The organism is Ruegeria sp. CG4, assembly GCF_056537185.1.
Window position 1 is genome coordinate 45,369 of sequence record NZ_JBQFRB010000011.1, and the last position, 14,685, is coordinate 60,053.

16 protein-coding genes are annotated in these 14,685 nt (G+C 59.6%); 12 read left to right on the forward strand and 4 right to left on the reverse strand.

Translation table 11 applies throughout. The features are described 5' to 3' along the window. Nucleotides 1-26 precede the first annotated feature (26 nt). Nucleotides 27-314 (reverse strand): YggT family protein, encoded by a 288-nt coding sequence (locus ACR0J2_RS21200; RefSeq protein ID WP_170568510.1) that lies wholly within the window; start codon nucleotides 312-314, stop codon nucleotides 27-29. Nucleotides 315-443: 129 nt separating this feature from the next. On the opposite strand from ACR0J2_RS21200, the gene ACR0J2_RS21205 reads away from it, so the two are divergent. From ACR0J2_RS21205 to smpB, 10 genes are all read left to right on the forward strand, one after another. Further along, nucleotides 444-1,811, forward strand: coding sequence for an MFS transporter (locus tag ACR0J2_RS21205; protein ID WP_480813756.1), 1,368 nt, complete (start codon nucleotides 444-446; stop codon nucleotides 1,809-1,811). Continuing rightward, nucleotides 1,808-2,671: a penicillin-insensitive murein endopeptidase gene (gene mepA / locus ACR0J2_RS21210; RefSeq protein ID WP_480813757.1), complete on the forward strand. Its 864-nt coding sequence runs from the start codon at nucleotides 1,808-1,810 to the stop codon at nucleotides 2,669-2,671. The genes ACR0J2_RS21205 and mepA overlap by 4 nt, the downstream gene beginning before the upstream one ends. Then, a complete protein-coding gene (locus tag ACR0J2_RS21215) occupies nucleotides 2,644-3,528 on the forward strand; it encodes an esterase-like activity of phytase family protein (protein WP_480813758.1) in 885 nt (294 codons plus the stop codon). Before mepA ends, ACR0J2_RS21215 begins: the two co-directional genes overlap by 28 nt. 96 nt (nucleotides 3,529-3,624) lie before the next feature. Beyond that, a complete protein-coding gene (locus ACR0J2_RS21220; protein WP_170679990.1) occupies nucleotides 3,625-4,269 on the forward strand; it encodes a queuosine precursor transporter in 645 nt (214 codons plus the stop codon). A gap of 263 nt (nucleotides 4,270-4,532) precedes the next feature. Then, entirely contained in the window at nucleotides 4,533-4,952 is a 420-nt protein-coding gene (gene arfB, locus ACR0J2_RS21225) for an alternative ribosome rescue aminoacyl-tRNA hydrolase ArfB (protein ID WP_170807060.1), read from the forward strand. A 60-nt stretch (nucleotides 4,953-5,012) separates the two neighbouring features. Then, nucleotides 5,013-5,759, forward strand: a complete 747-nt coding sequence (locus ACR0J2_RS21230) for an SDR family oxidoreductase (protein ID WP_480813759.1) — start codon at nucleotides 5,013-5,015, stop codon at nucleotides 5,757-5,759. 71 nt (nucleotides 5,760-5,830) lie between these two features. After that, entirely contained in the window at nucleotides 5,831-6,847 is a 1,017-nt protein-coding gene (locus tag ACR0J2_RS21235) for a P1 family peptidase (protein WP_480813760.1), read from the forward strand. Between the two features lie 113 nt (nucleotides 6,848-6,960). After that, on the forward strand, nucleotides 6,961-7,374 hold the full coding sequence (locus tag ACR0J2_RS21240; RefSeq protein WP_480813761.1) for a c-type cytochrome: 414 nt from the start codon (nucleotides 6,961-6,963) through the stop codon (nucleotides 7,372-7,374). A gap of 209 nt (nucleotides 7,375-7,583) precedes the next feature. Beyond that, on the forward strand, nucleotides 7,584-8,126 hold the full coding sequence (gene idi, locus ACR0J2_RS21245) for an isopentenyl-diphosphate Delta-isomerase (RefSeq protein ID WP_170612928.1): 543 nt from the start codon (nucleotides 7,584-7,586) through the stop codon (nucleotides 8,124-8,126). A gap of 47 nt (nucleotides 8,127-8,173) precedes the next feature. After that, a complete protein-coding gene (smpB, locus tag ACR0J2_RS21250; protein ID WP_170679982.1) occupies nucleotides 8,174-8,650 on the forward strand; it encodes an SsrA-binding protein SmpB in 477 nt (158 codons plus the stop codon). A 13-nt stretch (nucleotides 8,651-8,663) separates the two neighbouring features. Here smpB and glpK read toward each other — a convergent pair whose 3' ends face one another. The 3 genes from glpK to panB form a co-directional block, all read right to left on the reverse strand. Next, the gene (gene glpK, locus ACR0J2_RS21255) at nucleotides 8,664-10,142 is read right to left on the reverse strand and encodes a glycerol kinase GlpK (protein WP_480813762.1); all 1,479 of its coding nucleotides are present in this window, start codon (nucleotides 10,140-10,142) and stop codon (nucleotides 8,664-8,666) included. A gap of 67 nt (nucleotides 10,143-10,209) precedes the next feature. Beyond that, nucleotides 10,210-11,052 (reverse strand): pantoate--beta-alanine ligase, encoded by an 843-nt coding sequence (gene panC, locus ACR0J2_RS21260; protein ID WP_170612934.1) that lies wholly within the window; start codon nucleotides 11,050-11,052, stop codon nucleotides 10,210-10,212. Then, nucleotides 11,049-11,888 (reverse strand): 3-methyl-2-oxobutanoate hydroxymethyltransferase, encoded by an 840-nt coding sequence (panB, locus tag ACR0J2_RS21265; RefSeq protein WP_170612936.1) that lies wholly within the window; start codon nucleotides 11,886-11,888, stop codon nucleotides 11,049-11,051. Before panB ends, panC begins: the two co-directional genes overlap by 4 nt. 183 nt (nucleotides 11,889-12,071) lie before the next feature. Here panB and ACR0J2_RS21270 point away from each other — a divergent pair, with 183 nt between their 5' ends. Both ACR0J2_RS21270 and ACR0J2_RS21275 read left to right on the forward strand, forming a co-directional pair. After that, entirely contained in the window at nucleotides 12,072-13,547 is a 1,476-nt protein-coding gene (locus ACR0J2_RS21270; protein WP_480813835.1) for an ABC transporter substrate-binding protein, read from the forward strand. 96 nt (nucleotides 13,548-13,643) lie between these two features. Beyond that, on the forward strand, nucleotides 13,644-14,678 hold the full coding sequence (locus ACR0J2_RS21275) for a ligand-gated ion channel (RefSeq protein ID WP_480813763.1): 1,035 nt from the start codon (nucleotides 13,644-13,646) through the stop codon (nucleotides 14,676-14,678). Nucleotides 14,679-14,685: the final 7 nt, after the last annotated feature.

The window sequence follows — 14,685 nt, forward strand, 5'->3', positions numbered from 1 at the left end:
CACACTAAGATTCGGTGAACAAGAGGTCAGACGAAATAGACCGCATTGTTGATCAGGATGATCCGCAGCGCATAGACCGCGACCAGCACCACCAATGGTGTCAGGTCCAGTCCGCCCATGTTGGGCAGAACGCGCCGGATCGGGCCATAGATCGGTTCCAACAGTCGGTTCAGGCCATACCAGATCTGCGCCACTAGCTGTTGATGCAGGTTGAGCACCTGAAAGTTGATCAGCCAGCTCATGATCACATGGGCCAGGATGATGAACCAGACAATGTCCAGGATCAGCAGAAGGATTTGGATCAGCGACAGCATGGGCACTCCGTTTGCGCGTTTGCTGAGACCTAAGCGCCCCTGCCGCAAAGAGCAAGTCCGGGCCAACTGAAAGCTTGCGAATTATATCAAAGCCCCGTCTTATGAAGCAAAACGCACAAAGAGGCAGTGATGGCAGAGATTTCCAAGCGCAAGCGCATCTGGGGATGGTGGTTTTTCGATTGGGCCAGTCAGCCATATCATACGCTGCTGGTGACATTCGTGTTCGGCCCCTATTTTGCAGGGGTCGCAGCCGGATACTATGCCAATACCGGACTGGAAACAGAAGCCGCCGCCGCGCAGGCGCAGACAGTCTGGGCGAACTGCCTGACCATCACCGGGTTGATCATCGCGTTTGGCGCGCCGTTGTTGGGGGCTATGGCAGATGTTTCCGGCCGTCGCATCCCGTGGATTTTCGCGTTTTCGGTGATGTATGCGGTGGGGTCCGCCGCGCTATGGTACACGCTGCCAGATGGTTCGAACATGTGGCTGATGCTGTCGGCCTTCGGATTGGGGTTTGTGGGTGCGGAATATGCGCTGATCTTCATCAACTCGCAGCTTCCCGATCTGGGCGATGACAATGAAGTCGGAGAGATTTCAGGCTCGGGCTTTGCCTTTGGGTATTTTGGCGGTCTGATCTCGCTGGCGATCATGCTGACGCTGTTTGTTGAACAGCCCAACGGCAAGACGCTGATCGGGATGGAGCCGTTGTTCGGGCTGGACGCCGCCGCGCGTGAGGGCACGCGCTTTGTCGGGCCTTTCACCGCCGGGTGGTTCGTTCTGTTCATGGTGCCCTATTTCCTGTGGGTGCGCGACGATGCGCAGACGAACAAGAAGGGCAGTGTCGGCGAGGCATTGCGCCTGCTCGGGAAGTCGATTGCCGCCCTGCGGCACCGGGGCAGTCTTGCGGCCTATCTGGGTTCGTCCATGTTTTACCGCGACGCGCTGAACGGGCTCTACAGTTTTGGCGGCGTTTACGCGCGCCTGGTGCTGGAATGGGATCTGATCAAGATCGGTGTGTTTGGCATCGTCAGCGTTCTGGCCTCTGCCATCTTTGCCTGGATTGGCGGCAAGATGGACCGGAAATACGGCCCTAAACCGGTTATTTTGGTCGCTATCTGGGTTCTGATCTTTGTCTGCGTCACTGTCGTTCTGATGGACCGGACGCAGATTTACGGCATTGCGTTGCCCGAGGGATCGAACCTGCCGGATCTGGTCTTCTTCGGTTGCGGTGTTCTGATCGGCGGCATGGGCGGTATCCTGCAATCGGCCAGCCGATCCATGATGGTGCGCCACACCGATCCCGAGGCGCCGGTCGAGAGCTTCGGGCTTTACGGGCTGTCCGGTCGCGCCACTGCCTTTGCCGCGCCCCTGCTGATCGGGATCGCCACCACCGCGACGGGCAGCGCAAGACTGGGGGTGTCACCCATCGTTCTGTTGTTTATTCTGGGCCTGTTCCTAATGCGCTGGGTTAAACCGGAAGGGGATCAGAGCAGATGATTTTATTACGCTTTTTGGCAATTCTTGCGACTTTGACGCTGGCAGGCGCGGCGGGGGCGCAACCCTTGGCCAAGCAGTTGTTCGGGGCGCAGAAAGTCAGTTCACAACAAAAACCCGCGGCCTTCGGCAGTTATTCGCGCGGATGTGCGGCCGGGTCGGTGCAATTGCCCGAAACCGGGCCGACATGGCAGGCCATGCGTCTGTCGCGAAATCGAAATTGGGGGCATCCCGAAGCGATCGATTACGTGCAGGACCTCAGCCGTTTTGCGGCGAAGCAACCAGGTTGGAATGGTCTCTATGTCGGGGATATCAGCCAGCCGCGTGGCGGTCCGATGACATCCGGCCACCGCAGCCATCAGCTGGGTCTGGACATCGATATATGGATGCTGCCGGGCAACGACATGAGGCTGTCCCGCAAGGCACGCGAGAATATCTCGTCGATTTCCCTGCGCCGCTCGAACGGGGCGTATGTGAACGGCAACTGGACCAAACAGCACCATGCTGTTCTGCGAGAGGCTGCCAAGGACAAGCGCGTGGCCCGGATATTCGTCTTCCCGGGCGCCAAAGTTCAGATGTGCAACGACGAAAAGGGCAACCGCGCCTATCTGCGCAAGATCAGGCCATGGTGGGGGCATCACTATCACTTCCATGTCCGGCTGAAATGCCCCAGAGGATCGCGTGGCTGCGTCAACCAGGATACGCCGCCCAAAGGTGATGGCTGTGCCGAAGCGCAGCAATGGGTGCAGAATATCCTCAACCCGCCGCCGCCTGATCCAAACGCGCCCGCCCCCAAGAAACGCCGCGAATACCGGTTGGCCGATCTGCCCCAGCAATGCACCGCCGTCTTGCAGTCCAACTGATTGCGACACTGGTGCTGGCGGGGCCTCTTCGGGCAGCCGAGGGTCCTGCCGCCACCCATCTGGGCAGTTTTACGTGGACCCACGGGTCGGACTGGTTTGGCGGTTTTTCGGCGATCCATATGTCCGAGAACGGTCGCAAGCTGATCGCGCTCAGCGACCGGGCCGTCCTTGTGGCCGCGCGGATTGACCGGGACGGGGACCGTATCAGCGAGGTCAAAATATTGGGGCATTGGCCTGTCCTGTCCAGCACAGGGCGCGCCTTGCCCGGTTACACAGGTGATTCCGAAGGACTCGCCGTCGCGCCTGACGAAAGCTTCTATATCTCTTTCGAAGGCATTCACCGCATTGCCCGCTATTCGGACCCGGGCGGTGCTGCGCGCGTTCTGCCACGCCCCAAGGCGTTCGACGGTTTGGATGGCAACGGATCGTTCGAGGGGTTGGCGATCGACACTCAGGGGCGGCTGTATACCCTGCCGGAAAAGAACCGCACCGCCGAAGGCAATATCCCGGTCTATCGCTGGAACGGTCAGGCGTGGTCTACACCGTTTGTCCTGCCGCAGCGGGGCCGGTTCCTGCCTGTGTCCGCAGATTTCGGCCCGGATGGCCGATTGTATGTTCTCGAACGCGCCGTATCGCTGACCGGCTTCCGCTCGCGCCTGCGCCGTTGGCAGATCAATGCAGACACACCCATGTCCGAAGAGACCCTGTTTGAAACCGGTACCGGAACGCATGATAACCTCGAAGGGTTGTCGGTCTGGCGCGACGGTCAGGGGCGTCTGCGGGCGACGATGATCTCGGACGACAATTTTCTGGCCCTGCAGCGTACCGAACTGGTGGAATACCTGCTGCCCGAATGACTTGCCAAACACGATTCGACTCGCTAGAAGCGCGGCTTGCCTTGGGATGAACCCTTGGCCAAGTCGCCGCTACCTTGTCAAAACGGGCATCTGAAAATGCAACGCAGCTTTATTCCCGGCATTATTGCCATGGCCACTATCGTTGTGGCCTCGAACATCCTGGTCCAGTTCCTGATCCTTGACGGCCTGCTGACCTGGGGTGCCTTCACATATCCGCTGGCCTTTCTGGTCACTGACATCATGAACCGCGTCTATGGCGTGGGTCCGGCCCGCAAGGTCGTGTTTGCCGGGTTTGTCACCGGTATCATCTGCTCGCTCATCGGCAGCCAGATCATGCTGCAGGGCGATGGCTTCACCTATGCCGCAGTGCCGCTGCGGATTGCCGTCGCGTCCGGAACCGCCTTCCTGATCGCGCAGCTGACGGACGTTACTGTGTTCAACGCGATGCGCGGCGGCCGCTGGTGGCGCGCGCCGCTGGTCTCGACTTTGGTCGGCTCGGCGCTGGACACCGCGTTGTTCTTCACCATCGCATTCTCGGCGTCGGTCACGTTCTTCGGCGCCAATGCCGATGCGGCCATCAGCTGGGCATGGGAACCTGTTCCTTTCATGCTGTCCGGTCCAATGGCACCTTTGTGGGTAACGCTGGCCTTTGCCGACTGGCTGGTGAAACTGTCGCTGGCGATGATCGCGCTGATCCCGTTCAAAGTGATCGTTGCGCGACTGACCGCTCAGCCTGTGTAAAAAAGTGCTTTGAGATTGGCACAACTTGTGTCACGCTTCTTTTCAACCGCAACAGATAGAAAAGGAGGTGATCCAGTGTCGAGAAAGAGATTGGAGAGAGGTGTCGGAACAACCGGGGGGATCGCCTGTTAAGGCAGCCCTTGGCGGAGCGCTCGCTCCGGCTGGTCGTTTGATCTAACCGACCCGACCTCCTGAACTTTCGAAGGGCCGTCCCGCCGGGGCGGCCCTTTTTGTTTCCGCGCGCCACCTGTAAGGTCGCGCGCATGTTGCGCGTTACGGACGATATCATCCTGCAGGACTGGGAAATGACCGAGAGCTTTGTGCGCTCGTCCGGTCCAGGCGGGCAAAACGTCAACAAGGTTTCCACCGCTGTCGAGCTGCGGTTTGAGGCGGCGCGCTCCCCGTCCCTGCCGGATCCAGTCAAATCCCGGCTGAAACGGCTCGCCGGGCGACGCTGGACCAAAGAGGGCGCGATCATAATCCAGTGCGAAGAGACCCGCTCGCAGGCGCGCAACCGTGAAATCGCGCGCGCCAGACTGGCCGAGCTGATCACCCGCGCATTGGTCAAGCCCAAGCGGCGTATTGCAACCAAGCCCACCTACGGTTCGGTCAAGCGCCGGCTTGCGGCAAAAAAGGCGCGTGGCGACGTCAAAGCGCTGCGGGGCAAGGTGTCCGAAGATTAATCTGGTATCTTGCCGGGGCGTTGATAGTCTGACCCGGAACATCGGCAGAGGGGTAACGCGATGAGGCTTAAGGATAAAACCGCAATCGTGACTGGCGGCGCCTCGGGGTTCGGGGCCGGGATTGCCCAAAAGTTCCTTGACGAGGGCGCGCGCGTGATGATCGCCGATATCAACAAGGATGCGGCAAAGCAAATGGCCGCGACCCTCGGCGCGGCAGCCTTCGCCCAGCACGTTGATGTCGGCAACGCGGTTTCCGTTCAAACAATGGCAGACGCCGCCATCGCCCAATTTGGGCAGGTTGATATTCTGGTGAACAACGCAGGCGTGACGCATCTGCCGACACCGCTGGAGGAAGTGAGCGAGGAGGATTTCGACCGCGTCTTCTGCGTTAACATGAAATCCGTCTTTCACACAGCGCGGGCATTTGTACCGGCAATGAAGGCGCGAGGCTCGGGCGCGATCCTGAACGTTGCTTCCACAGCTGGTCTGTCGCCGCGCCCGAACCTCAACTGGTACAACGCCTCAAAGGGTTGGATGATCACCGCAACCAAGACGATGGCCGTCGAACTGGCGCCCTTTGGCGTTCGCGTGAATGCGATCTGCCCGGTGGCCGGAGAAACCCCCTTGCTGAAATCCTTCATGGGCGAAGACACACCCGAGATTCGCGCCAAGTTCCTGTCGACCATTCCACTGGGCCGGTTTTCCACGCCTCAGGACATGGCAAACGCCGCCTGTTTCCTGTGCTCGGACGAGGCCAGCATGATCACCGGAACCGCGCTGGAGGTTGACGGTGGCCGCTGTATCTGACCTGCGCCCTCTTTTTTGAAAAGCACCTCCACCGGGGGCAGCGCTTTGCTGAGACAAGGGAAACCATCTCGATGAAACCCGGACCTAGGAACCTGATCACCGATATTTCCGGCCTACTGGTTGGAAACGCGCAGGATGACCGGTTGAAATCCGGCACGACCGTTATGACCGCCGATGTACCTTTCACCGCGTCTGTGCACGTGATGGGCGGCGCGCCGGGTACGCGCGAAACCGATCTTCTGGCCCCCGACAAAACGGTGACAAAGATAGATGCCATCGCCCTGTCCGGCGGATCGGCTTTTGGGCTGGATGCCAGTTCCGGCGTGTCGGATGCGCTTCGGTCGCAAGGCCGGGGGTATCCGGTCGGCCATACCGTGGTCCCGATCGTGCCCGGGGCAATCCTGTTCGATCTGCTCAACGGCGGTGACAAGAGCTGGACCGAGAACCCGTACCGTGCCTTGGGGCGCGCCGCTTTTGACGCGGCCTCAAAGGACTTTGCGCTGGGCACGGCCGGTGCAGGGACCGGAGCCCTGGCCGCTATGCACAAGGGCGGGCTTGGATCTGCATCATTTGTTCTGGACACGGGCATCACCGTCGGGGCTTTGGTCGCCGCCAATCCGCTGGGCAGTGTCACCACGCCCGGCGACCGTTATTTCTGGGCTGCGCCTTACGAAATTGGCGACGAATTCGGCGGTTTAGGGCCTGATTTCAGAGCAGGCCTGGGGCTGCCTCAGGTCAGCCTCAAGGCGCAGGCCATGCGCCCGGCCGAGCCGGACAAGACCAACACAACCATTGCTGTCGTGGCGACGGACGCCGTTTTGACCAAACCGCAATGCCAAAGGCTGGCCGTGGCCGCGCATGATGGTATTGCACGCGCCATCCTGCCCGCCCACACGCCGGGTGACGGTGATCTGGTCTTTGGTGTCAGCACCGGGTCAATACCTTTGGAGAACGAGGCAGAGCTGGGAATGATCGGGCACGCCGCCTCGCTATGTCTGGCGCGCGCCATTGCGCGGGCGATTTATCTGGCAACACCAGCGGCTGGCGATCTTTTGCCCTGTTGGTCCGGGTCACATGACATAAGTTAAGGACGGCCACTATGCCGCAGTGGCACAGTGGCCGCGCGCGGCAATCTGCGCGTTGACTCTTTTTTGCGCCGACGATCCATTCGGTGCAGCCAATTCGTATCGGAGCAAAAGCTATGAATCGCATCCTCGCAACCGCAATCGTCGGCCTGATGGCCCTACCCGCATATGCAGAAGGCGACGCCGAGGCCGGCAAAAAGACCTTTAACAAATGCAAATCCTGCCACCAGATCGCCGATCCTGCTGGCGAAGTGATCGTCAAGGGCGGCAAGACCGGCCCGAACCTGTATGGAATCGCGGGTCGGACCGCAGGCACCGTCGAAGGGTTCAAATATGGCGACAGCATCGTGGCTGCAGGTGAAAACGGGCTGGTTTGGGATGAAGCGACCTTTGTCGAGTATTCGCAAGATCCCAAGACCTTTTTGAAATCCTATCTGGATGACACAGCTGCCAAGTCCAAGATGACCTTCAAACTGAAAAGCGGCGGCGAAGACGTCTACGCTTATATCGTCAGCGTTTCGCGCGAATAATCTCCAGCCATCAGACGACCTGTGTGAGTACAAAAGGCCGCAGCCCCTGCGGCCTTTCGTGCGGTTGATAACGGGTACGATCAGCGCCACGTTGGGATTGCGCGGCTAGTCACGCTCTGAACATGTGATGCCGCGACGCCAAGCCGATCCGGCCAAAGGTAATCCGCAACGTCCCGTCACACAGGCGGATTGGCAGCAGGAGACAACAAATGGGTATCATGATCCCGGCATGGGTCGATGGCGAACTGACCCCCGTCGACAAGCTTGAGGCGCATGAAAAGGGCCTGCGGCACAAGGCGGTGTCGGTCTTTGTCGTGCGCGGGACAGAGATTTTGCTGCAGCGCAGGGCGTTGGGAAAGTACCACACGCCGGGCCTATGGGCGAACACCTGTTGCACACATCCTGACTGGGGTGAAACCGCATCCAAATGCGCTGTGCGCCGTCTGCGCGAGGAACTTGGGATTACAGGGCTATACCCGGAATACCGTCATCGGCTGGAATACCACGCCGATGTCGGCAACAACATGATCGAACATGAAGTCGTCGACGTATTTCTGGCCAGGGCTCGTGGTTCTCTGAAAATCGAGCCTAATCCGGAAGAAGTCATGGAGATCCGCTGGATCGACTATCACGATCTTCTGGCCGAAGTGCAGCGCCACCCATCCCGATTTACGCCGTGGCTGAAGATCTATCTGCACAACCACTCTGACACGATTTTTGGCCCCGATCTGATCATCTCGGCGCCATCCTGACGTCTACGGCTTGCAAGGTCCGCCCAAGCCGCCTAAATCAACGCGTCATGGCCAAACAGAAGACAGACCCGAACTACAAAGTCATCGCCGAAAACCGGCGTGCCCGCTTCGATTACGCGATCGAGGACGATCTCGAGTGCGGCATTGTGCTGGAGGGGTCCGAGGTCAAGTCCCTGCGCGCTGGCGGATCGAACATCGCCGAAAGCTATGCTTCGGTCGATGACGGAGAATTGTGGCTGATCAACAGTTACATCGCGCCCTACGAACAGGCCAAGGTCTTCAAACACGAAGAACGCCGCCGGCGTAAGCTGCTGGTTTCGCGCAAGGAATTGTCGAACCTGTGGAACGCGACCCAGCGCAAGGGCATGACACTGGTGCCACTGGTTCTGTATTTCAACCACAAGGGCCGCGCGAAGCTGAAGATCGGCATCGCCAAGGGCAAGAAGCTGCACGACAAGCGCGAAACCCAGGCCAAGCGCGATTGGTCACGGCAGAAGCAGCGGTTGATGAAGGATCACAGCTGATCCTTCACTGGTTTCAGAACGCCATTGCGGCGGAAACGGCACGTTTCCACCTGTCATAGGCCGCATCGCGGTCTTCGGCGGACATTTCTGGTACAAACCGGCGATCCAACGCCCAGGTTTCCGAGAATCCCTGCTGGTCCGGATAGATGCCGGCGCGCATCCCGGCCAGCCAGGCAGCGCCCAGGGCGGTGGTTTCCTGCATCACAGGGCGGTCAACCTCGGCGCCGAGATAATCCGACAGGCCCTGCATCGCCCAATCCGATGCACTCGCCCCGCCATCGACGCGCAGGGTGACATCGGTATCCGCGCCCCAATCACCCTGCATGGCATGCCACAGGTCGCGCGTCTGGTAGGCGATGCTTTCCAGCGTAGCCTTGGCAAACTCGGCGCGGCCTGAATTGCGGGTCAGGCCAAACACCGCGCCGCGGCAATCCGGCTTCCAATAGGGTGCCCCAAGGCCGGTAAAGGCCGGAACCAGCACAACATGCTGGTTGGGATCGGCCTGCTGCGCCAGTTCTCCGCTTTCCGGCGCCGAGTCGATAATCTTGAGCGCGTCGCGCAGCCATTGAACCGCCGCCCCGGCGACAAAGATCGACCCTTCCAGCGCGTAAGTCCGCTGACCGTCCAGCTGGTAAGCGATGGTGGTCAACAGGCGATTGTTGGATTTGACCGGCGTTGGTCCGGTGTTCAGCAGCGCAAAGCAACCCGTGCCATAGGTTGACTTCATCATCCCGGGCTGGAAACAGGCTTGTCCGATGGTGGCGGCCTGCTGGTCTCCGGCCACGCCCAGGATCGGAATATTGCCCCCAAATAGATACGTATTTCCGAAGTCCGACGCACAGTCATGTACCTTCGGCAGCATATTCATCGGCACATCCAGCAGATCGCAGATCTCGGCGCTCCACTCACCCTTGTGAATGTCGAACAGCAGAGTGCGTGCGGCGTTGGTTGCGTCGGTTGCGTGGCTGCGTCCTTCCGTCAGGCGCCAGATCAGGAAGCAGTCGATAGTGCCGAACATCAACTCTCCGGCTTCGGCCCGTTCCCGCGCGCCGGGTACGGTGTCCAGCAGCCATTTTACCTTGGTGCCCGAAAAATAGGGATCAAGCAGCAGACCGGTCTGGGCGGTGACGTCATCTTCACAACCGGCCTGCTTGTAGCGGGCACAGATCTCGGCGGTCCGGCGGTCCTGCCAGACGATGGCGTTGTGGATCGGTTTGCCGGTGGCGCGGTCCCAGACGACGGTGGTTTCGCGCTGATTGGTGATACCGATGCCAGCGATCTGATCTGCGGTTACGCCGGTGTTGTCCATCACCTCGCGGCAGACACGCAGGACGCTTTCCCAAATTTCCTCGGCATCATGCTCGACCCAGCCCTCCTGCGGGAAGTGCTGAGTAAATTCGTGCTGCGCGGTGCCGACGCGCTGCATATCCGTGTCGAACAAAATGGCCCGCGATGATGTGGTGCCCTGATCAATGGCAAGAATATAGGTCACGCCTGCGCCCTCTCCCGTTTGGTTTTGCAGGACTTTAGCGCAAACAATGACAATCGTGCCAGAGCGTTCAGACAGGAATGTTGTCGATCAGCCGAACACCTTCAAGCCAGGCCGCTGCCAGCAGACGGGCAGGCCGCTCAGCATGGCTCAAGGGTTCCAGTGTCTCGGCGCAGTGCAGTTTCAAATATTCCACCTGCGCAAAGCCAGCAGCCAGCAGGTCAGTGTGCGCCTTCGAAGCCAGCGGATCGAAAGCTACCCCGCCATCCAGCGCGTCCGCCAGTTCCTGCATGACCCTGCTCATCTTCGCGGCAGTTTTCAGCCCTTCGGGTGACAGGCGCAGATTCCGCGAGGACATGGCAAGACCCGAGGGTTCGCGCACCGTGGGGCAGCCGATCACCTCGATGGGGATATCCAGATCCCGCGCCATCCGGCGAACGACCAACAGTTGCTGATAGTCTTTTTCCCCGAAATAGGCTCGATCTGACTGTGTTTGAAGGAACAGTTTTGCGACCACCGTGGCGACTCCGTCAAAGTGACCTGGGCGGAATTCGCCCTCAAGCACATTGGTCAGACCCATGACAGATACATTGGTGGCGAAGCCCTGCGGGTAGATTTCCTCGGGCTCGGGCACATAGATCGCGTCGACACCGAATGGGGCCAGCTTCTGTGCGTCCTCGATTTCGGTGCGCGGATAATTGGCCAGATCCTCGGGGTTGTTGAACTGTTTGGGGTTCACAAAGATCGTGACGATCACCCTGTCGGTGCCCGCCTTCGCGGCCTCGACCAGCGACAGATGCCCCAGGTGCAACGCACCCATTGTGGGAACAACCCCGATCACCTCGCCCTTGCGACGCCAATCGGTGGTCAGCGCGCGCAGGTCCGCCAGACGGCGAAGGATTGGAGCGGTCATTTCCCGGGTCCCTTGGACGGTGCCCGGTCGGCAAAGACATGTTCGTCCGCCGGAAAAGTCCGCGCCCGGACTTCGGCGGCGTATTCGGTAATGGCAGCCTCGGCCAGAGGGCCAAGCTCGGCATACCGTTTGACGAATTTCGGTTTGAAAGCGGTGAAAAAGCCCACCATGTCGTCTACCACTAGGATCTGTCCATCGCACCCGGCGGACGCACCGATACCAATCGTCGGGATCGCAATCTCAGCCGTAATGCGGTCGGCCAACCCTTGCGGAACTTTCTCTAACACGACGGAAAATGCGCCGGCTTCGGCGACGGCATGGGCGTCGGCCAGCACGGCGTGGGCCTGACCATCTCGGCCCTGTACCTTGTAGCCGCCCAGCGTGTTGATCGATTGCGGCGTCAGGCCGATATGAGCCATCACCGGGATGCCACGCCTGACCAGAAAGCGGATCGTCTCGGCCATCTCAACGCCGCCTTCCAGCTTGACGGCTCCCGCGCCGGTCTCTGCCATCAGGCGGGCCGCGTTCTTGAACGCCTGTGCCGGGTCGTGTTCGTAGCTGGCAAAGGGCATGTCGATGACCATCAAGGCCGTCTCCAACCCGCGCGCGACGGCCTGGCCATGCAGGATCATCATCTCCATCGTCACCCCAAGGGTCGATTCCAGCCCGTGCAGCACCATGCCGACGCTGTCGCCCACCAGAACAAAATCGCAATGGGCATCCATCAGCCGCGCCATCGGAGTGGTATAGGCGGTCAGGCTGACCAATGGATCACCGCCTTTTCGGGCGCGAATATCCTCGGCATTTGGGGCTTTTTTGCGGGCTGTGGCGCTCATGCTCGTTCCTGCGGGGTCAATGTTGCAGTGCAGCATAGCAGATCGCGCGCTGGCGAAGAAACCCCGGTTGCGCGAACATTTCCTTGAATGACCCGAGGTTTAGAGTGACATTGTTATCAATAAAGCCGGTGACAGCATGAGCCGGTCTGTTTTCAGTGGGGAGTTAATTTCGTGACAATACAGATGTTTCGACCCTTTGTGTCAGCACTGGCGGTCAGTGCCAGCCTGTTTGCCAGCCAGGCCCTGGCCAAATCAGATATCACAATAGCGATGGGGCTTGAGCCGCCGCATCTGGACCCGACAAGCGCGGCGGCACAAGCGATAGATTCGGTCGTTTACACCAATATCTTCGAGGGCCTGACCCGTTTCATGGGTGACGGATCCGTTGTCCCGGGTTTGGCGGAAAGCTGGGAGATTTCGGATGATGGCACCGAATACACCTTCACGCTGCGCGACGGAGTGACATTCCATGACGGCACGACCATGGATGCCGAGGACGTCAAGTTCAGTCTGGATCGCGCCCGCGCCGAAGACAGCGCCAATGCGCAGAAGGCGTTGTTCGCCGGAATTCGGGATGTCGAGGTTGTTGACCCGCTGACCGTCAAAGTCACCTTGTCGGAACCCAATGGCAATTTTCTGTTCAACATGGCCTGGGGCGACGCGGTGATCGTTGCGCCCGAAAGCATCGAAAACATCAAGACAAATCCGGTCGGCACTGGCGCTTATACCTTTGGCAATTGGGTTCAGGGCGACAGCATTACGCTGAACCGCAATCCTGATTACTGGGGTGACCAGCCCGCACTGGAAACGGCCACCTTCAAGTTTATCTCGGACCCGACCGCTGCCTTTGCCGCCATGATGGCCGAGGATGTGGACGTTTTCGACATTTACCCGGCTCCCGAGAATCTGCCTCAGTTCGAGGCCGATCCGCGGTTTCAGGTTCTGGTCGGCTCGACCGAGGGCGAGACGATTCTGTCGACGAACAACAAGATGACCCCGTTCGATGACATTCGCGTCCGCCAGGCGCTGGCTCATGCTATTGATCGTCAGGCCATCATCGACGGCGCCATGTTCGGATACGGCACGCCAATCGGCACCCATTTCGCTCCGCACAACCCGGCTTATGTGGATCTGACCGGCAATTCTGCCTACGACCCTGAAAAGGCAAAGGCGCTTCTGGCCGAGGCGGGTCTGGAAAACGGGTTCGAAACCACGCTGCATCTGCCGCCGCCATCTTATGCCCGCCGTGGCGGTGAAATCATTGCCGCGCAGCTGGCCGAGGTCGGTATAACGGCCGAAATCATCAACGTGGAATGGGCGCAATGGCTTGAGACGGTGTTCAAAGGCAAAGAGTTCGGCCTGACCATCGTAAGCCACACGGAACCGATGGATATCGGTATCTATGCGCGCCCCGACTATTATTTCCAGTATGACAGCACTGATTTTCAGGCTCTGATGGATACCTTGAATTCCACGACCGATCCTGACGAACGCGCACGGCTTCTGGGCGAGGCGCAACGGCTGATTTCGAATGACTACGTCAATGGATATCTGTTCCAGCTGGCAAAGCTGGGCGTGGCCCGGGCCGGAGTGCAAGGGCTGTGGCAGAATGCGCCCACCGCCGCAATTGATCTGACCGGGATCAGCTGGTCAGAATAATATCACGCCGGGGCCGCGTCTGGCGGCCTCGGTGATCCCTAACTCAAAGCGAGCCCGAATGTGAAACTGGTCCGCGTCATATGTCTCCTGGCTGTGATGACATGCCTCTCTTTTATCGGGGGCGGGCTGGCATTGGCGCAGAACACGCTGGGCGGCGGGCTTCACGCGCTGAAGGGGACACCGGAAAACCCGCTGCAGGTCGGGATCGGTATCCGGATCGATCAGATCACAAGCGTGGATCAGAAGGCTGAAAATTATGGGGCCGTCGTCATACTGAGGGCCGAATGGACCGATCCGACGCTGGCCTTTGACCGGGATGACGTCGGACGCGAAATTCAGGTGTTCAACCCTTCGGTGCTGGCCAATCACGCCCGCGAACTGGGGGCGGTTTTGCCTGCGTTTGTGGTGCATAATCAGCAATCCAACAAGTGGGTCCATGAAGCCGCCGCCTCGGTGCGCCATGACGGGCATGTTGTCTATGCCGAGAAATCCTCGCTGACCTTGCAGGCCCCGCATTTCGATTTCCGGAAATACCCCTTCGACACGCAGCAGTTCTATTTCGAAGTCGTCTCGGTTTTTCCGACTGAATACGTGTCCTATTACCCGCTCGAGGCGTATTCAGGCCTCGGCGATCTGCTGGGCGAGGAAGAGTGGATTTTGGACAACGCCCGGGTCGAGCACTCGACCGTGATCGGACTGTCCGGCCGGGATAGTGACCAGATTGCCCTGGCCTTCGAGGGTCACCGGCACCTGACCTACTATGTGATCCGGGTATTCCTGCCGATGCTGGTGCTGATCTCTGTCGGGTGGGCGCTGTTTTTTCTGGATGAATACCGCCGCCGGATCGAGATTGCCGGGGGTAACCTGCTGGTATTCGTGGCCTTCAACTGGGCCATTTCTGCCGATCTGCCCAAGCTGGGTTACCTGACTTTCCTGGACTTCATATTGCAATGCATGTTCCTGATGACCGGGGCACTGATCGTGTTCAATGTCGCGCTGCGCAAACTGAAAGTGTCCGGTCGCGAGGACGTGGCGCGAAAGCTGGACAACTATGCAATCAAGTGGATCTACCCGCTGGGTTACGCAGCCATTGTCGGCTATGCGGTTTTTGCCTTTCTGATGACACCTTAGGTGCTGG